The sequence below is a fragment of the Pseudacidobacterium ailaaui genome (genome assembly GCF_000688455.1).
GTDB classification, from domain to species: domain Bacteria; phylum Acidobacteriota; class Terriglobia; order Terriglobales; family Acidobacteriaceae; genus Pseudacidobacterium; species Pseudacidobacterium ailaaui.
Genome location: NZ_JIAL01000001.1, coordinates 869,776 through 895,387 on the forward strand (window position 1 = coordinate 869,776; position 25,612 = coordinate 895,387).

Annotated in this window: 23 protein-coding genes; 11 read left to right on the forward strand and 12 right to left on the reverse strand. The window is 56.7% G+C overall.

Translation table 11 applies throughout. The features are described 5' to 3' along the window. Positions 1 to 29: 29 nt before the first annotated feature. Entirely contained in the window at positions 30 to 311 is a 282-nt protein-coding gene (locus tag N655_RS0103950; protein WP_026441947.1) for a hypothetical protein, read from the reverse strand. A gap of 59 nt (positions 312 to 370) precedes the next feature. Between N655_RS0103950 and N655_RS20725 the strand changes: the two genes are divergently transcribed. Then, complete coding sequence (locus tag N655_RS20725; protein WP_202900309.1) at positions 371 to 541, forward strand: hypothetical protein; 171 nt, start codon at positions 371 to 373, stop codon at positions 539 to 541. 11 nt (positions 542 to 552) lie between these two features. Here the strand turns inward: N655_RS20725 and N655_RS0103960 are convergent, their stop codons facing one another. After that, positions 553 to 1,743 carry a serine hydrolase gene (locus N655_RS0103960; RefSeq protein ID WP_044933936.1) on the reverse strand — a complete coding sequence of 397 codons (1,191 nt, stop codon included), beginning with the start codon at positions 1,741 to 1,743 and terminating at the stop codon, positions 553 to 555. 256 nt (positions 1,744 to 1,999) lie between these two features. Here N655_RS0103960 and N655_RS17175 point away from each other — a divergent pair, with 256 nt between their 5' ends. Then, positions 2,000 to 2,227 (forward strand): hypothetical protein, encoded by a 228-nt coding sequence (locus N655_RS17175; RefSeq protein ID WP_044933937.1) that lies wholly within the window; start codon positions 2,000 to 2,002, stop codon positions 2,225 to 2,227. Positions 2,228 to 2,250: 23 nt separating this feature from the next. Here N655_RS17175 and N655_RS17180 read toward each other — a convergent pair whose 3' ends face one another. Next, positions 2,251 to 4,461 (reverse strand): alpha-galactosidase, encoded by a 2,211-nt coding sequence (locus N655_RS17180; RefSeq protein WP_155987504.1) that lies wholly within the window; start codon positions 4,459 to 4,461, stop codon positions 2,251 to 2,253. A gap of 110 nt (positions 4,462 to 4,571) precedes the next feature. Further along, on the reverse strand, positions 4,572 to 4,967 hold the full coding sequence (locus tag N655_RS0103975; protein ID WP_026441949.1) for a hypothetical protein: 396 nt from the start codon (positions 4,965 to 4,967) through the stop codon (positions 4,572 to 4,574). 182 nt (positions 4,968 to 5,149) lie between these two features. Between N655_RS0103975 and N655_RS0103980 the strand changes: the two genes are divergently transcribed. The 3 genes from N655_RS0103980 (at position 5,150) to N655_RS0103990 (ending at position 9,137) form a co-directional block, all read left to right on the forward strand. Then, positions 5,150 to 5,536, forward strand: coding sequence for a TraR/DksA family transcriptional regulator (locus N655_RS0103980; RefSeq protein WP_026441950.1), 387 nt, complete (start codon positions 5,150 to 5,152; stop codon positions 5,534 to 5,536). A gap of 318 nt (positions 5,537 to 5,854) precedes the next feature. Continuing rightward, complete coding sequence (locus N655_RS0103985) at positions 5,855 to 6,928, forward strand: glycosyltransferase family 4 protein (RefSeq protein ID WP_026441951.1); 1,074 nt, start codon at positions 5,855 to 5,857, stop codon at positions 6,926 to 6,928. Between the two features lie 22 nt (positions 6,929 to 6,950). Next, entirely contained in the window at positions 6,951 to 9,137 is a 2,187-nt protein-coding gene (locus tag N655_RS0103990) for an amylo-alpha-1,6-glucosidase (RefSeq protein ID WP_202900310.1), read from the forward strand. A gap of 7 nt (positions 9,138 to 9,144) precedes the next feature. Here the strand turns inward: N655_RS0103990 and N655_RS17185 are convergent, their stop codons facing one another. The 3 genes from N655_RS17185 to N655_RS0104005 form a co-directional block, all read right to left on the reverse strand. Continuing rightward, positions 9,145 to 10,836 (reverse strand): CRTAC1 family protein, encoded by a 1,692-nt coding sequence (locus tag N655_RS17185; protein ID WP_044933940.1) that lies wholly within the window; start codon positions 10,834 to 10,836, stop codon positions 9,145 to 9,147. Further along, the gene (locus N655_RS17190; RefSeq protein WP_044933942.1) at positions 10,833 to 12,704 is read right to left on the reverse strand and encodes a CRTAC1 family protein; all 1,872 of its coding nucleotides are present in this window, start codon (positions 12,702 to 12,704) and stop codon (positions 10,833 to 10,835) included. Before N655_RS17190 ends, N655_RS17185 begins: the two co-directional genes overlap by 4 nt. Before the next feature lie 97 nt (positions 12,705 to 12,801). Next, the gene (locus N655_RS0104005; protein ID WP_202900311.1) at positions 12,802 to 13,917 is read right to left on the reverse strand and encodes a cellulase family glycosylhydrolase; all 1,116 of its coding nucleotides are present in this window, start codon (positions 13,915 to 13,917) and stop codon (positions 12,802 to 12,804) included. A gap of 93 nt (positions 13,918 to 14,010) precedes the next feature. Between N655_RS0104005 and N655_RS0104010 the strand changes: the two genes are divergently transcribed. Further along, positions 14,011 to 14,604 (forward strand): DsbA family protein, encoded by a 594-nt coding sequence (locus N655_RS0104010; protein ID WP_026441954.1) that lies wholly within the window; start codon positions 14,011 to 14,013, stop codon positions 14,602 to 14,604. Positions 14,605 to 14,606: 2 nt separating this feature from the next. After that, entirely contained in the window at positions 14,607 to 15,566 is a 960-nt protein-coding gene (gene era, locus N655_RS0104015) for a GTPase Era (RefSeq protein ID WP_026441955.1), read from the forward strand. A 16-nt stretch (positions 15,567 to 15,582) separates the two neighbouring features. Here era and N655_RS0104020 read toward each other — a convergent pair whose 3' ends face one another. Together N655_RS0104020 and N655_RS0104025 are read right to left on the reverse strand one after the other, a co-directional pair. Then, on the reverse strand, positions 15,583 to 16,938 hold the full coding sequence (locus tag N655_RS0104020) for a sigma-54-dependent transcriptional regulator (protein WP_026441956.1): 1,356 nt from the start codon (positions 16,936 to 16,938) through the stop codon (positions 15,583 to 15,585). After that, on the reverse strand, positions 16,935 to 19,205 hold the full coding sequence (locus N655_RS0104025) for a sensor histidine kinase (protein WP_026441957.1): 2,271 nt from the start codon (positions 19,203 to 19,205) through the stop codon (positions 16,935 to 16,937). Before N655_RS0104025 ends, N655_RS0104020 begins: the two co-directional genes overlap by 4 nt. Before the next feature lie 111 nt (positions 19,206 to 19,316). Between N655_RS0104025 and N655_RS19685 the strand changes: the two genes are divergently transcribed. After that, entirely contained in the window at positions 19,317 to 20,072 is a 756-nt protein-coding gene (locus N655_RS19685) for a hypothetical protein (protein ID WP_155987505.1), read from the forward strand. 71 nt (positions 20,073 to 20,143) lie between these two features. Here the strand turns inward: N655_RS19685 and ald are convergent, their stop codons facing one another. Continuing rightward, positions 20,144 to 21,259: an alanine dehydrogenase gene (gene ald / locus N655_RS0104035; protein WP_026441958.1), complete on the reverse strand. Its 1,116-nt coding sequence runs from the start codon at positions 21,257 to 21,259 to the stop codon at positions 20,144 to 20,146. Between the two features lie 140 nt (positions 21,260 to 21,399). Between ald and N655_RS20660 the strand changes: the two genes are divergently transcribed. Then, positions 21,400 to 21,570 (forward strand): hypothetical protein, encoded by a 171-nt coding sequence (locus N655_RS20660; protein WP_162173483.1) that lies wholly within the window; start codon positions 21,400 to 21,402, stop codon positions 21,568 to 21,570. Next, positions 21,498 to 22,571 carry an acyltransferase family protein gene (locus tag N655_RS17200; RefSeq protein ID WP_285222258.1) on the forward strand — a complete coding sequence of 358 codons (1,074 nt, stop codon included), beginning with the start codon at positions 21,498 to 21,500 and terminating at the stop codon, positions 22,569 to 22,571. Before N655_RS20660 ends, N655_RS17200 begins: the two co-directional genes overlap by 73 nt. Before the next feature lie 124 nt (positions 22,572 to 22,695). Here N655_RS17200 and N655_RS0104045 read toward each other — a convergent pair whose 3' ends face one another. Together N655_RS0104045 and N655_RS0104050 are read right to left on the reverse strand one after the other, a co-directional pair. After that, a complete protein-coding gene (locus N655_RS0104045) occupies positions 22,696 to 24,180 on the reverse strand; it encodes an aldehyde dehydrogenase family protein (protein ID WP_026441959.1) in 1,485 nt (494 codons plus the stop codon). A 169-nt stretch (positions 24,181 to 24,349) separates the two neighbouring features. Further along, on the reverse strand, positions 24,350 to 24,553 hold the full coding sequence (locus tag N655_RS0104050) for a hypothetical protein (RefSeq protein WP_026441960.1): 204 nt from the start codon (positions 24,551 to 24,553) through the stop codon (positions 24,350 to 24,352). A 91-nt stretch (positions 24,554 to 24,644) separates the two neighbouring features. Here N655_RS0104050 and N655_RS20060 point away from each other — a divergent pair, with 91 nt between their 5' ends. Then, the gene (locus N655_RS20060) at positions 24,645 to 25,415 is read left to right on the forward strand and encodes a DpnI domain-containing protein (protein WP_026441961.1); all 771 of its coding nucleotides are present in this window, start codon (positions 24,645 to 24,647) and stop codon (positions 25,413 to 25,415) included. Positions 25,416 to 25,612 lie beyond the last annotated feature (197 nt).

Below are 25,612 nucleotides of genomic sequence, written 5' to 3' on the forward strand. Positions count from 1 at the left end.
CAAACAACTTCGCCTCGAAATCATAGAGTTCAGGCCGATTGCAAAAAGGCCACGGACTGCACTCCCGCTACTTCAAACCGCTTACGGCAACGGATGTTCTTGCATGCCACCATATCGTCTTTTCGCACCATGTATGATTGTGCTTTTGCGAAGCGAGCGCGGTCGCGCTCATCGGCATGGCGCGGCAGCGAAGCTTTTTTCTGGCGGACAATCCATCCAAGCTGATATTCCTCGGCCTTTCCGCAATGCGGGCAGGTGAGGATGTGGGACCGCTGCTCATGCGTCTCGTTAAAAAATTCCCGTTCTTCCATGGCAACCTCCCTGTGACTGTCGAAGAAAGTATTTCACAATAGAAACTGTGAGGCACGCTATGGCCAGGAAAAAACCGAAAAAATTCTCCATCGTCAAGGCCGTCAAGGCAACTGCCCGGCAGCGCGTAGGGCAGCCCCGGCCCGAGCGCGCGATCCAGGAAAAGCCGGACAATGCTTCGCGTAAGGCCAAACACAAGACAAGTTTGAGCGACCTGCTGGCGGACGAATGAAGGCGCGGCGTTTACTTGGCCGACCGTGCTGCCAGGGCGGAAAGGACCTCTGTGTAGAAAGAGAAAAACGTCTTCTCATCGAGCGGCGCGGAATTGTTCCACGACGCGGACACACAGTAGCGCTTATGATTTTTCCCCACCAGGGCCGTGGTCATATTCATCACTCCGCTTTCTGACCCGCCCTTATAGGCCACCTGCTTCCAATCCGATACCTGCGCAAGACCAGGATTGATATGCATTGCAGGAATGTCAGCCACATTTTCAATCAAATGGCACAGTTCACTTGTCTTGAATTGCCACTCGATGTCCAGTGCAATGGGGGCCATGTTGACTTCAGTTTCTCTGGGCAGAGGCTTTGCGTCGATTTCCGGCAGAAGCGCACGCCGGCCGTTTTCGTCTGCTTCGCGCCATCGCTTGAGCAGCGCCGCATTTGCAGAAGACTTGAGGGTAAAGGCCTCGCGGGTCGAGAGAAACGGTCTGTTTCGCGGCGCCAGCGCCTCCACATTTTCCCGGCCGGCAATGGAAAGCAGCGCGTCCGCGGCCGTGTTGTCGCTGATTGCAATCATCTCATTCGCAAGTGTCGCCAGGGTCAGCGGAGTATCGTCCGGCCACTGCCACAGCACACCCGAGGGAAGGGACTTCCACTCCGGACGCAGCGGAACAACTTCGTCCCAGCGGTGCCTGCCTCGGCGCACCTGTTCGCTGATGGCATTCAGTATCGCCAGCTTGAATGCTGAGCCAACGGCGAGCACATCCTCGGGATGAAGCGACGCCAGCGGTGAGCCTTCTTCTGTAACAAGAACAGATACTTTTCCCGGAAGCCGCGCAAACTGCGCCATGACCACGTCCAGGCTGGGGACCTGCAGGGCCGACGGGTAGCCAAACCAGAGGCCGGTGATCCGGCCTTCAGCATTCAGCACGATGCGCGCAGGCACTGTGGCATGTGCCAGCGTGATCGTAAAAGACCCGTCGGGATTCTGTGTCGCCTTCTGAAAGGCCCCGTTTTGCTGCGTATATTGCTGCAGAATCGCATTCACGCGCTCCACCGGGACCTGGTTGAGAAAGTTTGTGTCAAACCATGCTGCCGACGCCGGAGTCTGCTCAAAAAGCCGCTCCAGCGCTGCCTGCGGGGTAAGGACCTGCTGACAGTAGGCCGGAATCGTCACAAAGGAGAAAAGGAATGCGAGAAATTTGCCAGGCATAGGATTGTCCTTGATCAGGAGCCAACATCATTTCATCATGAAAGGCGGCCGGAACACGATCGCAGCCTTACACTTCTCGTCCCGACAAGCTTCTGGCGCGGAACTCCGGTCGGCGCCAGGGGCCGTTAGGAGAAATGCCTGGGGAGGCGTATGCTTAAGGCAGGGGTCCTGTACCTCTCTTCCCTTCCTCTGGCAGTCCTCCTTTTACGGGCCGCCTCTTGACCTGAGGTTACACAACCTGAAAAACGAGGCGTCCATGCGTTCTGAATTGGTTTATTCCGCAAATGTAAAGATTGAAAACCGCTTCTTGCTGGCATCGGTGACGATGAAAGCCGTCAAGAGCCTGCACATCGCATCCACACGCACGGAAGACACAGCAAACAGCGTGCTTCGCGAGATTGCCACGGGAAAATATCTTGAGGTGCAGCCACCACCGATCAAACCAGCGCCACCCATTGATCTGTTGCCGATTTCCGCTGCGTAAAAAGCTGGCTACGGCGTCCTGTGTCACTGCATCCGGTCCAGACGGAACGCCGTGGCCTGAAAGTCACCCCGTAAATCCAGATCGACTCCATGGTCCATCCAATAGGCGCCGCTCGCAGACTCTGGCAGATGTCCTTCGGGCCTTTCCGTAATCCAATGCAGGCGGTACTGTGCATTCCGGTCCAGACCCCGCAGAAACACACGCGGAAACGGATGGCCCATCTGGCTAGAGTGCAGAAAGGCAAAGACCACGGCCTGGTCATGATTGTCTGCAACTGATTCTGTTACAGATTCTTCGCTGCCGTTTTCTGGTGAAATGATCCGATAAAGAGCGCCGTGCTGCACGGTGTCCCGGACCTGCTTGTATTCCTCAATCATGTGCTTTGCTGTGGCAAAGTCTTCATCATTCCAGAGGTTCAGGTTCGCACCTACACCGAGCGATCCCTGCATGGAAGACAGAAAGCGGTATTCGAGCGAAGTGCTCCGGCGGTTCACCCAGTTTGGCGAATCGGTCACCCAGGCCATCATCACGCCGGGGGTGTATGCATAGGTGAATCCATCCTGAATGGAGAGCCGGTCAAATGGGTCCGTATTGTCCGAAGGCCATACCTCATCGGTGTAATGCAGAATGCCGAGGTCCACGCGGCCCCCGCCGCCGGAACAGTCTTCGATCTCTACGTTCGGATGTTTTGCGCGCAGTTCTTTGAGAATCGAATAGAGATTTTGCATGTACCTGACGTAGACTTCCTTCTGCTCATCAGGCGCGACCGCGGGCCAGCCGGGTTCAGACCAGTTCCGGTTATCGTCCCACTTGAGGAAGGCGATGTCATTCTCGCTCAGCAGTTTGTCGAGAAAGCCGAAGATGAAATCGCGCACGTCCTGCCGCGCCAGATTCAACACGAGCTGGTTGCGTCCTTCCGTACGGGGCCGTCCGGCAAAGTTCAGCACCCAATCCGGATGCTTGCGGTAAAGGTCGCTGTCCGGATTGACCATCTCCGGCTCGACCCAGATGCCAAAGTCCATGCCGAGCGAATGGACTTTCTCAATCAGCGGCTTCAGCCCATTGGGAAACTTCTGCTTGTTCACGTACCAGTCGCCAAGTCCAGCGTGGTCGTCTTTCCGCTGGCCAAACCATCCGTCATCGATCACAAAGCGTTCCACACCGATTTTCGCGGCCTTTTCCGCCAGTGCCTCCTGCCCCTGCTCGGTCACGTTGAAGGTCGTTGCTTCCCATGAGTTGTAAAGCACAGGACGCGGACGCGGCTTCGGGGCCTGGGGCAGAATCCTTGCCAGTTCAAACTGGTGCAGCAGACGCGAGGCCCCGCCGATGCCGTGCAGCGTAAACCCGCCATAAAAAACCGGCGTCTCCAGCTGCTCTCCTGGAGCGAGTTTGTAACCGAAATCAAACGGATTGTAGCCACCGGTGATCCGTACCTGGTCGAGGACGTCCTGCTGAATGGTGATGCGCCACGAGCCGCTCCAGGCCAGGGCCCCAAACCATACATCGCCCGTGTCCTGGTCATGATGGTCGCCGCGCTCGATGGCAAACCACGGATTGTTCTGATGTCCGGTAGAGCCGCGGCGGCTTTCCAGGACACGCGCTCCGGGACGAATGGCCTCATGCTGTACGTTCCACTCACCCGCCCACCGGCCCGTCAAATAGTAGAGCCAGTAATCTTTGCTATTGGGCAGCGACCACGATGCCGCTGCGGCCTCTTCGATCATCAGAGGCGCGCTTGTCTTGTTGGTGATGACAGCAGATCGGGCAAGAATCCCCGTCTTCGGGTCGATCTGATACTGGAGCTCGACGTAGACCTCGCGCTCAATGTCCTTGAGGCGGACCTTCAGTTGATTGCCATCAATCGCATGGTCCACATAATGCAGCACCAGATCACGGTTCCCATCCGGGAAAGTGATTTTCAACGCAGGCTCGTAGTACAGCCCTTCACCCCACCCGGGAAACTCCTGCAATGTGCTGCCACTGGGCAGATCAAACGATGCATGGCCCTGGTTCCTGTGCGCCGGACCAAGAGGGTCACCCGCAGAGAGGCGCGCACCCCAGTAAAGCGGCTGCAACTCATTGGCATCATTGATGCCGAATGCATAGGAAACATTGCCTCCCTCCATCCGGAAGACCCGCGTTTGCGCCTCGAACGTGACCGATGCGCTCTGCGCGAATGTATACGTGTACATCAGAACAAAAGCAGCCGCCACAAGCAGCCTTACGGACCTCATTGCAGAAGAGCTCCCCCAGAAAATTCGCTCAACGTAACGATATACGCAAAGGCACGTGCTGTCACCGCTGCCGCAGTATTTCTTGACTCAGGGAGCGGAAGCCCGGCCCGTTACGGAACAGGCTGGGCATCGCTGGTGGCAGGAAGGGTCGGCAGTTTGCTGGTATGTCCGGCTTCGCGCAGCACGACGTCCAGCAGCTCCAGAACTTCATCGACGCTCATGGTGTACATTTCACGGCCGTTGTCATATCCCGATTCGATGGCCCGCTTCAGATAAAGTCCGGCAATCTGCGCCGCCAGTTGGTCCGTAATCACGTGCCCGGTGCGCTTCTTCTGCTCAACCCATGCCTGACAAGGCATGGCGACCCACACGGGCCTGCCGTTTACATCAAATCGAATGTCCACCGCATCCGCGTGACGGGTAGCGATGGCAACGATATTGGCCTTCCAGCGAACATGGAGGTCTTCGCCGGTCCAACGGTCGGTTACGTGAAAATCTTCGTACATGACTGGTCTTAGTGTATCAAGGCCGCTTGAACCGCTCCCCTTTGCTGCATACAGACGGGCCTTGGCCTTTTATCACAGATAAGAAAACTTATCGTGAGGGAAACAAATCTTTCCCCTTGCTTGCGCGTCCAATATCTGAACGAGCACGTAAAACATTTCGGAGAGTTAAAGGAGTACGGACCGTGACACTTTCCCCGCAGGAAATCAAACATCTGGAAAACAAGCTGCACCAGCAAGCGAAGCTTATCGAGCGCTCCATGATCACTGCTGTTGAACAGGGACGCCAGACTGTGGCTGAAGAAGCGCTGGACCCGGCCGATCTGGCCGTCACTGCCTACCAAAAAGAAATGCTGTTCACCCAAGGCACGACTGGGGCTGACCAGCTCTCTCTCATCCGTCTGGCCCTGGAACGCCTCCGGGAAGGCGGCTATGGCGAGTGTATGGAGTGCGGCAACAGTATCGGCAGAAAACGCCTGGAAGCGCTCCCCTGGACCCCCTATTGCATTGAGTGCCAGGAAAAAATTGAAAAGGGCGAACTGGAGCCTGTGGCCCCCGGCCGCGTGGCCTAGTTGCCTCGTTTCGGCATTTGATGGTGCAGGGTTCACAACCGCATCCAAATGCCGGGACCCAACACCTCGGGTGGCAGGCAACTCATTTTCTGTATCGGCACATCCATCTTAAGCAAACAGCGCACATTTCAGACTGCGCTTACATATCTGCAAACAAAGGTTGCAGAGCTGACGACCTGCCTGTCCCTCTGAGAGCTGACCATGGGTGAAGCCTGTGCTGGCGCGCCCGATGGCCCGGGCACAGGCTGCCTGGTATCTCTCAAAGGGCCACACGCAGGCTTGCTTCAGGTTCGCTGATTACAGGAGAACAGTACACACATGAAAATTGCCCAGGTCGCCCCGCTTTATGAAAGTGTGCCTCCCAAATTGTATGGCGGTACAGAAAGGATCGTTTCCTATCTGACCGAGGAGTTAGTGCGGCAGGGACACGAGGTGACCCTATTTGCCAGTGGCGACTCTGAAACCGCCGCTGATCTGCGTGCCATCTGCCCTCGTTCTCTTCGCCTGGAAGGCAGCAAAGTCATAGATCCCTTTGCGCACCACATAAGAATGCTGGAAATGGTGGCCAAAGAAGCAGAGGACTTCGACATCATCCACTATCACGTGGACTATCTGCACTTTCCTTTGACCCGCCGTCTGGGTGTTCCCGCCGTCACCACGCTTCACGGCCGTCTGGACATTCCCGACATTCACCCGCTTTTTCGCGAGTTTGCCGAAATGCATCTGGTCTCCATCTCCGATGCACAGCGCCTGCCTGTGCCCTGGGCCAACTGGGTGTCCACGGTGCATCATGGACTACCAGAGCATCTGTATCACCCGCATCAGAGGCCGGGAAATTACCTGGCCTTTCTGGGCCGTATTTCGCCGGAAAAGCGCGTGGACCGCGCCATTGAAATTGCCATCCGAGCGGATATGCCGATCAAAATTGCCGCCAAGGTAGACCGCGCCGACAAAGAGTATTTTGATGAGAAGATCCGCAAACTCCTCAAACATCCACTGGTCGAATATATTGGCGAGATCGGCGAAAAGGAAAAGAACGAGTTTCTCGGTCGTGCTCATGCTTTGCTTCTGCCCATCGATTGGCCTGAACCCTTTGGACTGGTCATGATTGAAGCAATGGCCTGCGGAACTCCCGTAATTGCATGGAAAATGGGGTCCGTTCCGGAGGTCCTTGAGGACGGGACCACGGGCTTTATCGTTTCCTCGATCGAGGAGGCTGCTGCTGCCGTGGACCGCGCGTCTGCTCTCGACCGCCAGAAATGTCGGCAGCGTTTTGAACAGCGATTCACGGCCAGCCGCATGGCAAAGGACTATCTTGATGTCTATGCAAAGATCTGCGGCCAGGAGCCGGAATTTACCTTGCTCGATAAAACAGTCCCCGTGGCTGCATAAAATTTCTCCGGAGACGGAAGCTATGGCTGTAAAGCAGATGCCGGATTCCGACGTCATCGAGATAGGCAATCAGTTCTACATCCGTGCCCAGTCCTCCTTTGCAGACAGCAGAACACTGGTGCTCATGCATCGGGACACCTTTGCCGTCTTTGACCGCAACGGCGACATCCTTCCTCTCGGCGTAGGCCAACAGGGCCTCTTCTTCAATGAGACCCGTCACCTTTCACGGCTGGAAATGCGCATCTGCGGCATGCGCCCCTTGCTGCTGAGCTCCAATATTCGCCAGGACAACATCCTGCTGTCGGTTGACCTCACCAATCCTGATCTCGAACTGCCTTCTGGTGAGTCTCTTCCCAGCGGGTCCATCCATGTCTACCGGGCAAAATTCCTTTCCGACGGATATTGCCTCGACCACATCACCGTTCACAACTACAGCCAAAAAACGGTAGACATTGAACTGTCTTTTTTCTTTGACGCGGATTTTGCAGACATCTTTGAGGTGCGCGGGCAGCACCGTCCGGCCCGCGGCCAGGTGCTTGCTCCGCAGACCTCTTCCTCGGGAATGACTCTCGCCTATGAAGGCCTGGACCATGTGCTGCGGCAGACCCGAATCACCTGCTCCGCTGTTTCCTGTATGCCTGACGAAAGGTCGCTGACAGTCCCGCTTCATCTTCAGGAAAAGGAAGAGGCCACCTTTCTGTTGAAGATTCAATGCCTGAGTAATGGAAGCGAGATGGTGGCTCCGGATTTTGACCTGGGCCTCCAGCAAATCAGCACATCGCGGCGCACCTCGCCGTTGTCAGGCATCGACATATTCACTTCCAACGAGCAGTTCAACGACTGGCTCAACCGCTCCAAGGCCGACCTGGAGATGCTTACGGCCGAGACTCCATTTGGGCCTTATCCCTACGCCGGCGTGCCCTGGTTCAGTACTGTCTTTGGACGGGATGGCATCATCACGGCCCTGGAAACGCTATGGCTCGCTCCGGACATCGCCCAAGGAGTGCTTTCTTATCTGTCGGCCACGCAAGCCACCGGCCTCGATCCGGAAAGGGACGCAGAGCCAGGCAAGATCCTCCACGAGACGCGAAAAGGGGAGATGGCAGAGCTGCGCGAAGTGCCCTTCGGCCGCTACTACGGCAGCGTAGATGCCACTCCACTCTTTGTTGTTCTGGCTGCCGCTTACTACCAGCGCACAGGCGACCTCGGGTTCCTGCGCGAGATCTGGCCCCACATCGATGCCGCACTGCACTGGATCGACGAGTATGGCGACATCGACCGAGATGGCTTCGTGGAATATGCCCGGCAGAATGAGAAGGGGCTGCTTCAGCAGGGGTGGAAAGACTCACAGGACTCCGTCTTTCATGCCAACGGCGCAATCGCAAAAGGTCCGATCGCCCTCTGTGAAGTACAGTCTTACGTGTATGCCGCCAAATCCGGAATCGCCACTGTTGCTGAAGACCTGGGTAAAACAGAGCTCGCTGCAGAATTAAGAAAGCAGGCCGAAGAACTGCGCCGTCAGTTCACTTCCGCCTTCTGGTGCGATGAGCTGTCCACCTTCGCCCTCGCACTCGATGGCGATAAAAAACAATGTCGGGCCCGCAGCTCCAACGCCGGACACTGCCTTTTTTCCGGCATCGCTTCCCCTGCTCATGCACGCAGCGTTGCCGAGACCCTGTTCTCTCCGGCATTCTTCTCTGGCTGGGGGGTCCGCACCATCGCTGCAGGAGAAAAACGCTACAACCCCATGTCTTACCACAATGGATCGGTGTGGCCGCATGACAATGCGCTCATCGCCTATGGCCTGGCCGCAGCCCCCGGCAAAGACCTGGCACTCAAGATCCTCTCTGGTCTTCTCGACCTCTCCCTGTTTGTGGACATGCACCGCCTGCCGGAACTCATCTGCGGATTTCCGCGCCGCCCGGGGAAAGGTCCTACCCTCTATCCGGTGGCCTGCTCTCCTCAGGCGTGGGCTGCCGGCGCGGTCTTCATGGCGCTTCAGGCCTGCCTGGGCCTCTCCATCGACGCGAAAGAGTCCCGCGTCTACCTCAAATATGCTTCCTTGCCTGAGGCCTTACAGCGCGTCCGCATCCGCGGCCTTCAGGTGGGAAGTGCTTCGCTTGACCTTGCCATTGAACGACATGCCCAGAGCGTGAGCGTGGACATCCTGCACCGCAGCGGCACCGTTGAGCTGGTGACTCTGAAATGATGCCGCCTTATGGCTTCGCGACCGGCTCATCCACCGTCACATAACGGTCCGCCTTTACGTCCTTAAGCGTCTGGACGATACCGCTTGGCCAGCGGATCTCGACCGTCTGGGCCTGCGTATCTCTACCCAGACCAAAATGCACACGCGGATCATTGGCAGAAAGATAGCTGGCTGTTGATGTGACCGTCTGCCATTGAGGTCCACCTGACGTTATGACCTTCACGACTGCGCCAATGCCATCGCGATTGCTCTTGTGCCCCACCAGCTTCAGGCCCAGCCAATGATTGCTTGTCTCAGTCTGGTTGATGAGTACATGGGCCGGACCTCCATTCTCTGTCACTACGGCATCCAGTCGGCCGTCATTGTTGATGTCACCGACGGCCATGCCCCGCCCCACCCAGCGCCTGGTAAACACATCGCCTGAAACCGCAGAAACATCCACAAATTTTTTGCCGCCAATGTTGCGCGCCAACAGGACCGGCTCGCGATAATGCAGCTGAGGAAAGGTCTTTTCAATCGTGTCCAGGTCATGCCCCTGCGCAATCAGCAGGTCTTTCCAGCCATCATTGTCGTAATCCATGAAGCGGATGCCCCATCCGGAATGCAGCAAAGTCATGCCTCCGATTCCGGAAAGATAGCTGGCATAAGTAAACGAGCCATCGCCGCTGTTCTGGTAGAGCGCATATTTCTGGTTGGCCAGATTATCAATCACCAGATCGGGCCAGCCATCATTGTTATAGTCAGCGAAGTCTACGCCCATCCCGGCATAGGTGCGGCCTTCGCCGTCCACAGCAATCTCTGATTCCAGTCCCACTTCCTCAAAGGTCCCATTCCCCTTGTTGTGGAAGAGGTACTCCACCATGGAATCGTTGGCAACAATGATGTCAATGTGCCCGTCTCGGTCGTAGTCTGCAATGGCGATCCCCAGGGCCTTGGCCGGCTTGTCCAGTCCCAGCTTGTGGGCCTCTTCCGTAAAGGTGCCATTGCCGTTGTTGTGGTATACCAGCATGGAAATCGGCTGGAAAACATCAGGATGGCAGTATCCGCGGTACCCTTCGCGATGCTCGCCGCACCAGAGATCGTCCCAGTCCCATTGGATATAGCGGAGGACCACAAGGTCCAGCAGCCCGTCATTGTCCAGGTCCACCCATGCGGCGCTGGTGGACCAGCCGCTGCCGCCCACTCCTGCTTTTTCTGTCACATCGGTAAACGTGCCGTTGCCGTTATTGTGGTAAAGCCTGTTGCCGCCGTAGGCAGTCACGTAGAGGTCTTCGTAGCCGTCGTTGTCATAATCTCCGACTGCCACCCCCATTCCGTAACCCACACCCTGAAGGCCGGCCTTCTCGGTCACGTCCTCAAAGGTCCCGTTTGCCTTTTGGTGATAGAGCCGGTTCCAAAATTGCGGGCCTGTTTTTTGCGGAATGGTGCCTTTCGGTGTGGGATCTCCGAACGGGGCACCATTAACCAGAAACAGATCCAGTCGCCCATCATTGTCATAATCAAACAGGGCCACCCCGGATCCCATCGTCTCAATCAGATATTTCCGCGACGTGTGCGGGGCCTGATGCAGAAAGTGGACGCCGACCTGGTCGGTAACTTCCACAAATTTTCCCGGAACCAGATTGGGGTCAGCAGCTTGTGCGAAGCACCCAGCAACCGAAATCACTCCTAAACAAAGCGATGACAGCAAATCCTTCATGGTCTGGCTTTCGCCTCTTTTTTAGGCTGCCCTTCGCAGACTGTACAAAGCTCGCCGGTGATTCCCTTGCCTTCCTGCACCGTATAAATGCGGTCTACATTCGGAGGAATGATTTTCTCCCTCTGCCCGTCAGGCCACCGGACTTCCACCATGTCCACCTTCGTCGCATCGCCCAGTCCAAAATGCGGACGCATGTCATTGGACGACAAATAGCTTCCGCCGCTGATGACATCCTGCCGCTGCCGGGTCCCGTTCACCGTCAGATAGACCTGCGCCCCTATCGCGTCCCGCGGACCCTTCGGCCCTCCTACCAGCTTAAATGCGATCCAATGATGCTTGTCTGCATTGACGTTGCGCAGCAGCACGGGGGTATTGTCGATCACGTTGACAACAACATCCATTTTGCCGTCGTTAAACAGATCTCCGAAGGCCGCACCGCGTCCTGCAAACACATCGGCCAGTCCTGTGCCCTTGACCGGAGGCACCAGCTCAAATTTTTTTCCCTGGTTGTTGTGATACAGCAACGGACGTTCGGCAAAGGTTGTCCCCCAGTCCTGCTTGTCCACCTGCGGGTAGACGTGGCCATTGATCATCATCAGGTCCAGCCATCCGTCATTGTCGTAGTCCAGAAAACCAGTGCCCCATCCCAGAAAGGGAATCGTGTCCTGCGCAATCCCTGCGTGATAGCTCACATCTGTAAAATTCCCGTCCCCGTCATTGTGATAGAGCACTTTGTAATCATCCGAAAAGTCCGTGGCCAGAAGGTCCAGCCGGCCGTTGTTCTCATAGTCCCCTACCGCAATGCCCATGGCTGCAATCTCGCGTCCATCCTGGTTCAGGGCAAAGCCGGAAGCATAGCTGTCGTCCTCAAAAGTCCCGTCGCCTTTATTGATGTAAAGATAATTCGGCGTGGAGTCGTCGCCCACAACCAGGTCCACTTTGCCATCATTGTTCACATCCGCAAAAATTCCAGTAAACCCGTAATACCCGTTCGGGTCATTGACGCCCGCCTTCACGCTTACATCGGTAAAGGTTCCGTCTCCATTGTTATGGAACAGATGGTCGTGTTCTCCCTGTAAGCCGCGCGGGCCACACATTACGCTGATTCCGCGAAACTGGCAGAAGTTAAACGAGACAGCCTTGGTCCCCGGAACCGGAGGATTGTCCATGTCATAGTGCACATATCCTGGAACAAAAAGGTCCAACCGACCGTCCCCATCATAGTCGCCCCAGGTCGGACCGGTAGACCAGTTCCCCAGCGTCACTCCTGCCTTTTCGGCCACATCGGTAAAGGTCCCGTCATGGTTGTTACGGTACAAACGGTTTTTGCCAAAGTTGGTCACATACAGATCAGGCCAGCCATCGTTGTCAAAATCGCCCACGGCACAGCCAAACCCCCAGCGGTCATTGGTGGTGCCCGTCTTTTCCGCCACGTTGGTAAAGGTACCGTCGTGATTATTGTGAAAGAGGGCTGCGTGCGGCGGAGTGGCCTTGCCCTGCATCGCGTCATAGGTCGAGCCATTGACCAGGTAGATGTCCAGCCAGCCGTCATTGTCATAATCAATCAGACATACTCCGGAGCCATTTGTTTCAATAATGAACTGCTTCTCCGAAGTCCCCATCGTGTGGTGCCAGGCCGCCAGACCGGACTCCTTTGTGATGTCCTTGAAAACCACTGGCCCTGAGTCCACAAATCCGCCCGCAGTAATTGGGCGGTTCTGGGCATCACGAATGGGAGCATGGACTCCTCCGGTGGCATTGCCCCCTCCGCCCATGGGCTGCTGCGGACCGGAACTCTGGGCCTGTAAAGCTCCAGCAAGAGCAAGAAAAATGAAGCTGATACACACTCGGCTGCTCGACGACACCATACTCACCTGGCTGTAATGGGACACGCGCTGAATATAGCAGATTCAGGTGGAGGCCCGTCTCCACCCGGAGTTGGGGAGCGCCCACGCTCATTCTTCCTCACCGCTCCCGGGTGAGTTCCCGGATCAGGTCCACCTCTCGCTGCCGGTAGGGTCTGCCGTCAGCATAAAATACATCGTGAAACCAGACAGTAGGCTTGACCAGGACATAAGGCCGCTCCCATGAATCCCATGGTAGATAGGTCTGCGTCTTGCCCGCCACCAGTCCCCAGTTGATGGCTGCCACATGGTATTTCTTTGCCACCGGCAGGATCGTATCGAAGGTGCTGCCTGCGCCACGCGCCATATATTCGGTGCAAAGCACAGGGCGGTGGAACTGCTTCAGCCACTCAATCCGCTGCTCAAACTCCTCCGGCCAGCCATAGTTGTGAAAAGAAATTACATCGGATTCCTGCACCTGAATCCGTGAAATCGCATCCATGTTCTCGGGCGAGGACCAATCTCCTGTCCAAACTCCGCTGGTCAGGGGTTGGATCGGGTGTTCTTCCCGGGCCCAGGCAAAGACCTGCGGCAGCAGGCCCTGCACGAGCTCTGCCTTGTTCTGAAGCTCTCTCTTTCCATAGGAGCTCTCATTTCCATTACTCGGCTCATTCCACAGGTCCCATGCCAGAACACGCCTGTCCTGTCCGAAGGCCCCGACAACGCCCTGTACGTATGCCTTCAGGCGTGGATACTGTGACTTGTCCGCCAGGGCCTGGTCCCCTGGGCTCTGCACCCAGCCGGAATTGTGCACTCCCGGAATTGGTGGATGCTGCGGCCCCAGCTTCGGGTCTGGGTCCCAGCAGGAATCAAACAGAACAAAGATGGGGCGGATATGGTGCATGCTGGCAATCGTCAGGAAAGTGTCGATTCTCTGGCGAAAACCCGCCTCGTCCTGCTCCCACAGAAGATCATGCAGAAAGACACGCATCGTGTTCATGCCGATGGCCTCGGCCCAGCCCAGCTCCCGGTCGATTTCCTGCGGATCGAAGGTGTCGGCCTGCCACATCTCAAGCTGATTGATCGCATTGGCTGGAATGAAATTGCTGCCCACCAGCCACGGCAGTTGTGCGTACCAGGCATTGGCCTTGTCCTCAGACCATCGCTGGGCCGGAAGCGGGAACGCAGCCACAAAGAGCCAGAGGGACAAGAAGAGCAAATAAGACTTGCGCAGCAAGACAGACCTCCCAGGAAAACACAAGGTGAATCATAAATGGAAGCGCTTACACCGTCCACCCGTCATCCTCTCGCATAAAATTGATTTCAGCCTATGATGCTGCGTTCTTTTCTTACCCTCGTTCTGGCTGCCGTCGTTATGGGACCAGCCGCGCACCCACAGGACGCCCTCAAACCCCCGCCAGGCGCCAAGGTAGCGCTGATTGAATTTGCCGACCTCGAATGTCCGGCCTGCGCACATGAAAATCCGCTGCTCAAAGAGGCTGCCGCCCAGTACCATGTTCCCCGTGTATGGCACGACTTCCCCATTCCGATCCATCGCTGGAGCACACAGGCCGCCATCAACGCCCGTTGGTTTGACGAAAAGTCGAAAAAGCTGGGCGATGACTATCGCGACGCCGTCTTCGCCAATCAAATCAACATCGTAACGCCGGACGACCTGCGCACATTTACTGAGAAGTTCGCCCGCGACCACGGCATCGCCCTGCCCTTTGTCATGGACCCGCAGGGCAAGCTGGCAGCGGCTGTAAAGGCCGATGCCGACCTCGGCACCAGGCTTGGTGTACATCAGACCCCGACTGTCTGGGTGGTGACCGACCGGAATGGCATTATCCATGCTTCCGAAGTCAAGGACTTCAGCAAGCTGTACTCGATGCTTGACCAGGCCACTGCGGAAACGAGGAAGTAGCCTTGCGCTCTGGTTTTGTCTCCATTCTTGGCCGGCCGAATGCCGGCAAGTCTACCCTGCTCAATCAACTTATTGGGGAAAAGGTCGCCATTGTCTCCAGTAAGCCGCAGACGACCCGCACCCGCATTCACGGCATTCTTGAGGTGCCAGCCAGGAAGGGCAACCACCCTGCCGCACAGATTGTCTTTGTTGACACACCCGGTGTTCACAAAGCCGAGTCCTGGCTGGACAAGCGCATGATGCAGGAGGTCTACGATGCCCTTGAAAGCCGCGACATCGTTCTACTTATGGTAGATGCAGCCCGGCGTTTGGACCTCTCCCGGCCTGACAGCGAGGATTCCTTTGTGTTTGGCCTGGTCCGCAGGCTGGACTGTCCGGTCTTTCTCGTCCTCAATAAGATCGACCTCGTCCCCAAAGACAGACTGCTGCCGCTGATCGCAGAGTTGAGCGCGCTGCATTCTTTCGCCGAAGTGGTGCCCATTTCCGCCCGCAAAGCCGATGGCCTCGACCTTCTGGTGCGTAAGCTGGTCGAATATCTTCCTGAAGGGGAACGTTATTTTCCCAAAGACCAGTTCACAGACCAGCCTCTGCGCTTTATGGTGGCGGAGCTGATACGTGAACGCATTCTCAAGGAGACCGGAGAAGAGGTCCCCTATGCCTCTGCCGTGGTCATCGAGCGGTTTGAGGAGCCGGACCCGGAAGACAGCCGCCCGCTTACGCGGATCTCTGCTGCCATCTACTGCGAGCGCCCCGGGCAGAAGGCCATCCTGATTGGCAAAGCGGGGAGCAAATTGAAAGACATCGGCACCCATGCGCGGAAGGAGATCGAGTCCCTGCTTGGGACCCGTGTATTTCTGGAGCTACACGTCATCGTCGAGCAAAACTGGCGCGAGCGGCGCAGTTTTGTGGAATCCCTGGACTGGCGTAGGCAGCTTGAAGAAATGAGCAAGAAGGAAGAATAATTCCCTCCCCGCCGTCCTACTCTCGTACGCTGATTCCCAGGGCGCGCATCTTCCGGTAAAGATGACTGCGCTCCAGCCCCAGCGTCTCTGCGGCGCGGCTGATGTTGCCGTGGCACTCATCAATCTTTTTCAGAATGTAGTCCCGCTCATAGGCCTCGCGCGCCTGCTGCAGCGTAGTAAAGTCTTCCCTACGGTTGCCTGTCCCGCGATGCACCAGCATGGGCAGATGTTTGCGTTCAATGCGCAGAGCATGGGGATTCAAAATCAGAATGCGCTCAATCAGGTTCTTCAGCTCGCGCACGTTTCCCGGCCAGTGGTATTGCTTGAGCTGCTCCATTGCATCTTCTGCGATCTCGATGCGGGGCCGTCCATACTGCCGCCCAAACTCCCGCAGGAATTCCCGGGTAAGCAGCGGAATGTCCTCTCTCCGCTCCCTGAGGGGCGGCACATAAAAGGGAATGACATTGAGGCGATAAAAAAGGTCTTCCCGGAAATTTCCTTTGGCAATTTCCTCTTCCAGGTTTTTGTTTGTGGCTGCAATCACCCGCACATCCACACTCATCGCGTGTGCGGCACCCACCGGAGTAAACCGCTGCTCATCCAGAGCGCGCAGCACCTTGGCCTGCGTCTTCAGGCTCATGTCGCCCACTTCATCCAGAAAAAGCGTGCCGCCGTCGGCGCGTTCAAAGGTCCCTCGCTTTTCTGCAGGCCCTCCTGCGATGGCACTGTTTCGATAGCCAAAAAGCTCGCTCTCGATATAGTCCTCAGGAATCGCCGCGCAGTTCAACTCCACAAAGACGCGGTCCCGGCGCAGACTTTCCGCATGGATGGCGCGTGCAATCAGTTCTTTTCCGCTTCCCGACTCCCCATAAATCAGCACACGACCATTCGTGGGCGCCATCAGCTTGATCTGCTGGCGCAAGGCCTTGGCTGCGACACTTTCTCCTGTGATGGCAGCATGCAGCGACAACTGGCGCTTGAATTCCTCATTTTCACTTCGTAGCCTTCTTGCCTCAATGGCATTTTTGACCACAATCAGCGTGCGCTCCAGAGAGAGCGGCTTTTCAAGAAAGTCAAATGCGCCCAACTTGGTTGCGCGCACTGCTGATTCGATGGTTCCATGTCCGGAGATAATAATCACTTCTGGCTTGTTGCCGGAATCCAGCGTGCGGATCTCATTCAGAACATCCAGCCCATCGCGGTCCGGCAGCCAGATGTCCAGCAGCATCACGTCATAGGTCACATCACGCAGCAGCACCAGGGCCTCACCCGCTGATCCGGTGCTGGCCACTGCATACCCTTCCTCACGCAGGATGTCTTCCAGAAGCCTGCGGATGTCTGCTTCGTCATCTACAATCAGGATGTGTTTCATGAGGCCGTTTTTTGTGCAGTGGTCTTGATGGAGTCGACGCCGCCCGCGCCATTGGCCAGCGGTAATTCGATGATAAACCGCGCACCCGCCGGATAATTCTGTTCTGCCCGGATGGAGCCCTGATGGTCCTGAATGATTTTGGCGGCAATGGCCAGCCCGAGTCCGGTGCCTCGCTGTTTGGTGGAAAAGTAAGGAAGAAACAACCGCTCGCGTAGCTCATCGGTGAGTCCGTGACCCGTGTCTGATACCACAATTTCCGCCATCTCATGGCGGTCTGCAAGGCCGGTTGTAATTGTCAACACGCGTAGGCGGCTCTCCTGCATCGCCTCGGCGGCGTTGTCAATCAGGTTGGCAATGGCGCGCTTCAGCGCCTCAGCGTCGGCCATTACCGCGGGCAGATCCGGAGTAAAGTGCGAATCCATGTGGATGCCCTGCAGTCGGCCGTCAAACAACCGCAGCGCACCCTCTACGATTTTGTTCAGGTCCGAGGGCCGGGGCTGGGCCGTGGGAAACTGTGCCAGCGCGGCAAACTGGTCCACCAGCCTGCGCAGCGTCTCTACGGAACTGAGGATGATCTCGCTGCAGGAACGAATGATGCTTTGCGACTCGGCCGTGTTGCGCTCCACATGTCGCTGGATCCGCTCCGCTGACAAGGCAATGGGAGTAAGCGGGTTCTTGATTTCATGTGCGACCCGTTGCGCCACCTCCTTCCAGGCCACCTGGCGCTGCGCCTGCAGAAATTCTGTAATATTTTCCAGCACCAGCACAGACCCTCGGCGGTCCTGGCCCAGATGCAGCATGGCCATGGTCGCAGACAGGTCCAGCTTGCCCCGCGCATGGCGCATTTCCAGCTCTGTGGAAGAAACCCCCATGCGCTGCGCGCGCCGCGAAAGCAGCGTCAGCTCGCTGGAAATCTCTTCCGGAAAGATCTCCGACAGTCGCAGCCCCTTCAGAGACTGCGGCCGCCCGTGGGGCAGCAGGTCGGCAAAGGCCTGGTTGGCCTGCGTAATCCGCAGGTCCGGATCCAGCGTCACCACTCCGCCAGGAATGGTCTCAAGAATGGTCTCCAGTTCGCGGCGCCTCTCTTCAAGCGCGGCATTGGCCTCAAAGAGCTGTTTGGTGGATTGCTCGGCAATCAGGCGACTCTGCTCAAGGTCTGCCGCCATATGATTGAACGCCTGCAACAGTTCACCCAGCTCTTCGGTCGCCGAGATGTTGACCCGCTGATGATAGTGCCCTTCGGCAATCTCATCCATGGCTTCAGCAAGACTTTCAAGCGGTCGCGTGATCTGTTTTGAGAAAAACCAGGCCAGCCAGCTGCTGGCAAAAAATGTGAGCGCAGTCAGCAGCAGAAGAAGTAGAAGATATGTGCTGCGAATGCTGCGCCGCTCCCGATAGACTGCCCAGTACTGCGCTGCGCCTTTGCGGATGTCTGCCACCGTGCTGCTCAGCCCGGAGGGCATCGGCAGTCCTACCACGACCAGACCGCCTCCGGGCATGGTGGCCATACCCAGCGCGTATCCGGTATCACCAATCTCCAAAACAGGCTCGTCTGTGCGTTGCGCAGCCTTGCGGATGGTCTGCGCCAAGGGCTGGGCCGTCTGCACTTCCACAGAAGTTGGATCCAGCCAGGCCTGGACGCTCACCTTCTGCCCTGATGCTGGCAATTGATACTGCACCACCGGGTTTTCATCGCGGTACAGGACCGCAAAGCCGCCCTGCAGGGTAATGCGGTGCGTCCGGATCTCATCCAGCAAAGCATTGGTATTGCCAGCCTGAAAGTTCAGCGCCACAGATTCTGAACGCGCCAGGGACTCAGCCTCTGCGCGCGCATTTTGTGTAACGTAATGCGACAATTCCAGGGCGATCCGGGTCGAGTCCTCTCGCAGTTGCGCCACCGGCTGCGAGAACCACCGGTCAATCGATCGGTTCATCAGCCCGAAACTGAAAAAAAACATGAATGCCGCCGGCGCAAAAGAGAGCAGAAGTGCGCCTACCAGCATCCGCGAGCGCAGACGCGAACCCAGGACACGGCTGCGGCGGTCAGCGTAAACCTTGAGTACGTTGCGGGAAAACAGGACCAGCAGTGTAAGAAACAGCAGAAAAACGACGACTGAAAGCGCAGTGAAAAGAAAGATGGCCCCAACGCTGTGCGGATACAGAAAAGCGTTCAGGTTGAAAGCATTCAGGGCGGCAAACAGCAGGAGCAGCAGGAGCACGACCGCGCCCAGGGCCACAATCGCAACGCGCTTGTGTTTGACAGGCATTCTGGAAAAGCTATCTGACCTCCCGATTATAGACGTATGGAAATCTCTTCACAGGAAAAGAAGCAATCCGCACAACTGCGCCCCCAACCATCAGCATCTTACGATGCTGCTATGCAAGTCAGCCGAAAGACACTTCCATTTCTCTCTCTCCCGCTGGCCGCAGCCCTGATGGTGGGCGGATGCAATAAGAAATCAGACCAGCCTGCACAAACAACCACGGACCAGAATGCCCAAGCATCGGAGTCCGTGCCACCGCCTCCTCCGGACGCTTCGGCACGAAGCGCCGCACCAGCCTCACAAACGCCCGCGTCTGCGCCGGTGGTCAGTCCGGCCGCTGCTCCGGCTCCGGCACCGCAGCCTCTTGTCGTCCCCGCGGGAACACGCATTCGTGTTTCGCTGGGACAGGCACTGGGCTCGAAACTGAGCGCGCCCGGCGAGGGCTTCAGCGCTACCGTCGCGGACCCGGTTGTCGTGAATGGAGTCACCGTCATACCCGCCGGCGCTGCCGCCACTGGGACCGTTGTTGTGGCCCATCCGCTGGGCCGCTTTAAAGGGGCCGCTGAGCTCGCCGTGCGCCTCGACACGGTTCGGGCCTACGGCAACACCTACTCGATTGCCTCCAGCACGGTGGAGCGCGCCGAAAAAGGAAAAGGGAAACGCACGGCCGGATTGATTGGAGGCGGGGCAGGTCTGGGCGCCCTGATCGGCGGTCTGGCCGGCGGCGGCAAAGGCGCTCTGATTGGTGGACTTGTAGGCGCTGGGGCGGGCACCGCTGGCACAGCCTTCACCGGAAACAGAGAGATCGTGATTCCGGCCGAGAGCCTGCTGACCTTCCGTCTGGAGCAGCCTCTCACCATCCGCCGTTAAAGAGGACTTTGCCAACAGCCGGGCCGTGAACAGAGTGCTTCTGTTCCGGCCTCGGCTTGCCCTTGCCTTGGCTATGCCAGTAACTCCCGCACGGGCTTCCAGCTCCTCTTCTGCGACACCGCGACCGGCTCGCAGGTCAGCGTACCTTCGTAAGTGTTCACACCATCGCGAATGCCATCATCTGCAAGAATCGCCTTTCTTGCCCCCATCTGGGCCAGGCGCATCACGTAGGGGAAGGTCGCATTGGTCAGCGCGAGCGTCGAGGTGTTCGGTACGGCTGCCGGCATGTTCGTCACGCAGTAGTGCACCACGCCATGGACCTCATACGCAGGATTGCTGTGTGTCGTCGGCTTTGCAGTTTCAATACAGCCTCCCTGGTCAATGGCCACATCTACAATGACCGCACCCTTCTTCATCTTTGAAACCATCTCTCGGGTGACAATCTTCGGCGCAGCAGCTCCTGGAATCAATACGCCACCAATGACAAGGTCGGCCTCCTGCACCGCGCGCGAAACATTGTAGGAGTTCGACGCCAGCGTGAAGACCTTGCCGTTGAAGATATCGTCCAGCTCGCGCAGACGGTTCAGGTTCAGGTCGACGATGGTGACCTTTGCACCCATGCCCACGGCGATCTTCGCGGCGTTTGTGCCCACAATGCCTCCGCCGATGATACAGACATTCGCAGGGGGAACTCCGGGGACACCGCCGAGAAGCACACCGCGTCCGCCTTTTTCCTTTTCCAGATAGGAAGCCCCCACCTGCACGGACATGCGTCCTGCGACCTCGGACATGGGCGTAAGCAGCGGCAGCGTTCCTGCTTTGTCACGGATGGTCTCGTAGGCAATGCCCGTCACTTTCTTTTCCAGGAGCTGCTGCGTCAGCTCGGGCACCGGGGCCAGGTGCAGATAGGTGAAGAGCACGAGGCCCTCGCGGAAGAAGCCGTATTCTTTTTCAATCGGCTCTTTCACCTTCACTACCATGTCCGCGTTGTTCCAGACGTTGTGGGCCGAGCCCACAATCTCTGCACCGGCGGACTGGTATTCGTCGTCAGTAAAGGCGGAAAGCTCGCCCGCATGGGTCTCGACGAGGACTTTGTGTCCCGCTTCCGCCAGGGCCTTCACTCCCGCCGGAGTAATCCCCACACGGCTCTCATGGTCTTTTACTTCTTTTGGTATTCCGATGATCATGCAGTCCTCAAATTGGGCCTTCTTTGGAAAGATGCCAAACAAACAAGAATACCTTACTCGGCAGGAAATACGGCGGGAGATAAAAATTTCCAAAAAGACAGCAGAAAGGGCCGCACTCCAAGTAGAGTGGGAATACCGGCATGAATACACCTCCCAGTATTCGTTTTGGCCAGACACAAGCGTCGGTTTTGCTTGACCTACTGCGTGCTCTTGCCGCATTGCTCGTTTGCCTGGAACACTGGCGCAATCTGTTCTACGTAGACTACGGCCAGATTGCCTCGCATCGCATTTTGTTGCGCTCCCCTATGTAGTTTGCGGAGCAGGGCATCAGGCGGTCGTGATCTTTTTTGTATTAAGTGGCTATCTGATCAGTGGCAGCATCTTCCGGATGATGCGACATGGAGGATGGAGCTGGCGGCTCTATCTCACACACCGGCTGGTCCGCTTATGGATCGTTCTCGTCCCTGCTCTTCTGCTTGGGGCGGCCCTGGACTTTGCCGGGCTGCATTTCCATCTGGCTCCAGCCTTATATGCTGGGCAGACCGGAACACACATGATGAACCGCGTTCCGGAAACTTTTCGCGCCAGCTCCTTCTTTGGCAATCTGTTTTTCCTTCAGGGAATCCTGACCACTACATTTGGCAGCAACACGCCGCTTTGGAGTCTTGCGAACGAATTCTGGTATTACATATTGTTTCCCTGCGCCTTCCTGGCTTTTCGAAAAAAAACGTCCAGGCTGTCACGTGTTCTGAATGCGGTCACCTTTTTTCTGTTCGCATGGTTTGTTGGCCGGACGATTCTGCTGCTCTTTCCGTTATGGCTGCTTGGCACAGTGCTTGCTGTGATACCGGTCCCAAATGTTGGTTCGAAAATGCGCGTTGCTGCCGCGCTCCTGTACTGTCCAATTTTGTTTTTCCTTGCGAAAACGAGTGTGGTGAAGGGCGTGCTTTCCGATTACATCCTCGGAGCGGCGACCTTTGGGTTTCTATGGTTGCTGCTTGCTGCTCGGGACGTGGCTCCAGCCAGGAAATGGGTGAGCACCGTTCGGGGAAGCGCTCGTTTTTCTTATACTCTTTATCTCGTTCATGTGCCAATGCTGGTCCTGCTGGTGGCACTTGTCGGTGCAGATGTCCGGTGGCAGCCGGACATACGCCATCTGCTATACGGTTTCCCTCTTCTGTTCCTAACGATTGGATATGCCTATTTGGTGGCCAGCATGACAGAGTTCCGCACGGATAGCGTACGCACCTGGGTCGAAACAAGATTGATGGGGAAAAGAGTGCGCAGCAGAGAACCTGTTGTTTCGTCCTGAATGGGCCAAGCCGAAGACTGCCGGCCGCCGTACGTGGTACCGGCGGCATCGTGCAGCAATCTGTTTGCGTTTTTGAGTCATTTTGGGCCGCCTCTCACAGCCTTAAAACGACAGAGGACAATCGCTAATCAATCTGTGCCCGTTGCAGTTTGTCCGAGTAGTCCACGTACACGGCCTTCCAAGTGGAGTAGAAATCGAGCGCGCCCGTGCCGCCCTCGCGATGTCCGTTTCCGGTTTGCTTTACGCCGCCGAAGGGCAGATGCACCTCGGCCCCAATGGTCGGCGCGTTGATGTAGGTAATGCCTGCTTCAAGGTCCCGCATGGCGCGGTAGGCATGGTTCACATTGCGCGAGTAAAGCGCGGTCGATAAGCCATACTGGATGCCATTGGCAATCTCGATGGCTTCATCAAAGCTGCCGCACTCGATCAGCGCCACGACTGGGCCAAAGACCTCTTCCTGCGCAATGCGCATCTCTGGCCTGACCCCGGAGAAGACCGTTGGCGCAAAAAATGTTCCATTGGCATAGGCCCCTTCGGTCAGGCGCTTTCCACCACAGAGCAGTTTTGCACCTTCCTGCTGCGCAATCTCGCAGTATTTCGTGGATGTCTCAATCTGCTGCTCGTTGATCTGCGGTCCCATCTCGACGGATTCGTCCAGACCATCGCCGACTTTCAACGCGTTTGCGCGGGCCACCAGCTTTTCCGTGAACTCAGCAGCGATGCTTCGGTGCAGGATGATACGGCTGGTCGCCGTGCAACGCTGTCCGGTGGTCCCAAATGCTCCCCATACCGCGCCATCCAGTGCCAGGTCCAGGTTCGCATCGTCGAGGACGATCATGGCATTCTTGCCGCCCATTTCGAGCGAGCATGGTTTAAAATTCGCAGCGGCCGTCTGGCCCACGATGCGGCCCACCTCGCTCGACCCGGTAAAGGAAACAGCGCGTACGCCCGGATGCGAAACCAGCGGCGCTCCCGCATCAGGGCCGTATCCGGTGACGACGTTGACCACGCCTCTTGGCAGCCCGGCATCGATGAGCGTCTGCACCAGGTTGAACGTTGAAAGCGGAGTGTCCTCTGCCGGCTTGATGACGCACGTATTTCCACAAACCAATGCGGGAAAGAGCTTCCACGATGGGATGGCCATGGGGAAGTTCCATGGGGCGATCATCCCGCAGACGCCGACAGGCATCCGCACGGACATGGCGAATTTATTTGGCAGCTCGGAGGGCGTGGTCTGGCCGAAGAGACGGCGGCCTTCGCCTGCCATATAGTAGGCCGTATCAATGGCCTCCTGGACGTCGCCGCGCGTTTCCGCCAACACCTTGCCCATTTCGCGGGTCATTTCTTTGGCGTACTGCTCTTTGCGCTGCTCCAGAAGCTGTCCGGTACGGTAGAGGATCTCAGCGCGCTTCGGCGCCGGGACGAGCCGCCAGCTCTTGAAGGCCTCCTGCGCTGCTTTTACCGCGGCATCCACGTCCTCGGCGCCGGAGGACTGAAATTCGCCGACAACGTCATTCTTATTGGCCGGATTCACATTGAGAAATGTCTTTCCGGTCTTTGCCGACACCCATTCACCACCAATCAGGTTTTGATAAAGCTTGTGTGACATGGAACATGCCCTCTGAAATACGAAATAAGCCAAACTAGGAAGGATATCGCATCTGGCGGCATTTCAGGGATGGCCGAAGACAGATTTGAGCACTGCCAGGGACGGCCTTTGCATGCCTGCCCTGGCGTGGCAGTCCTCCTGCCGCTTACACATAGGACCTACGCCAGCATCAGTACAAGAAGAAATTTCCTGTTTGGATGGCTTCCAGCAAAATACCGGCTTCTTCAAGCTCGTGCGGCAAAAGATATTCTTCAGCTCCCGTAATCTCATGAAAGATGTAAAACCTGGCCCCATCAAACCGGATATATTTTGAGGAGCGCAAGCCGCCATTCAAGCGAACAAAGGTGTAGGCGCCGTTTACGGCACATTTCATGAGTTCCTCGACTGTAGTTATTGGGACAGGCATTGGTCTCCCGATAAAATTCTTTTCAAGAATGGCTTAATGTTACTGTTCAGGCACCCAGATGGAAGCCGTTTTCGATCCTAGCATAGCTGCCCGATACAAAAGCAGACCGCAACTTGCCCGCGTCATCTCTGAAGCGTGGCTTGCGTCCAACGGATATTGTCTCGCATGCACGTCGGACAAGCTGAGGCAATCAAAAGCCAATACAAAATGCATGGATTTCATTTGCAGTCATTGCAATCATGGCTACGAATTAAAGACATTCTTGCGCAGGCCTTTGAAGGCCCTTCCTGATGGCGCATACGCAGCCATGATGTCACGCATCGACGAGGGGACCGCGCCGTCTTTATTGCTTTTGGAGCGCACTGCAAACTGGCATATTAAGTCCTTGACTGCCATACCTTCCATGTTTTTGACGCCAATTGTGATTGAAAAGAGGAATCCCCTGGGCCCGAGCGCTGCCCGTGCAGGCTGGATTGGATGCAACATCCGGCTGGACAGGATTGGCTTGGATGGTCAGATTTCCATCATTGATCAAGGTGAATTTGTTCCCAAAAAACAGGTGCGGGAACAGTTCAAAAAGTTTCTGCCCCTCGCAAAAAAGAAACCGGAGGAGCGCGGCTGGACCGCTCTGACGCTGATGGTCTTGCGCGGATTGGGAAAACCGAGCTTTTCCCTGCCCGACATTTACGAGAAAGAACAGACCTTCATGGAGGCTTATCCGGAAAACCGGCATGTGAGAGACAAAATACGTCAGCAACTTCAAGTGCTACGGGACATGAAAATCATCCGGTTCGAAGGGAGGGGAAATTATTCATTCCTAATACCTTGAGTGGCGTAGATGCAATGGACGGAACTGTGCCGGAATGGCGATTGTTTCCGCGCGAATCGTTCCCGGACTTGCAGTACGCCATCCTTCGCGCAGCAAAGGATGGGAGGGCAGGAACCGAAATTCACGACCTGTAGGTCCGTGTGACTGGTCATTGGAAAGTTTCACCGATGTTTTATCGGTCTTCCCCTTTCGTCAAA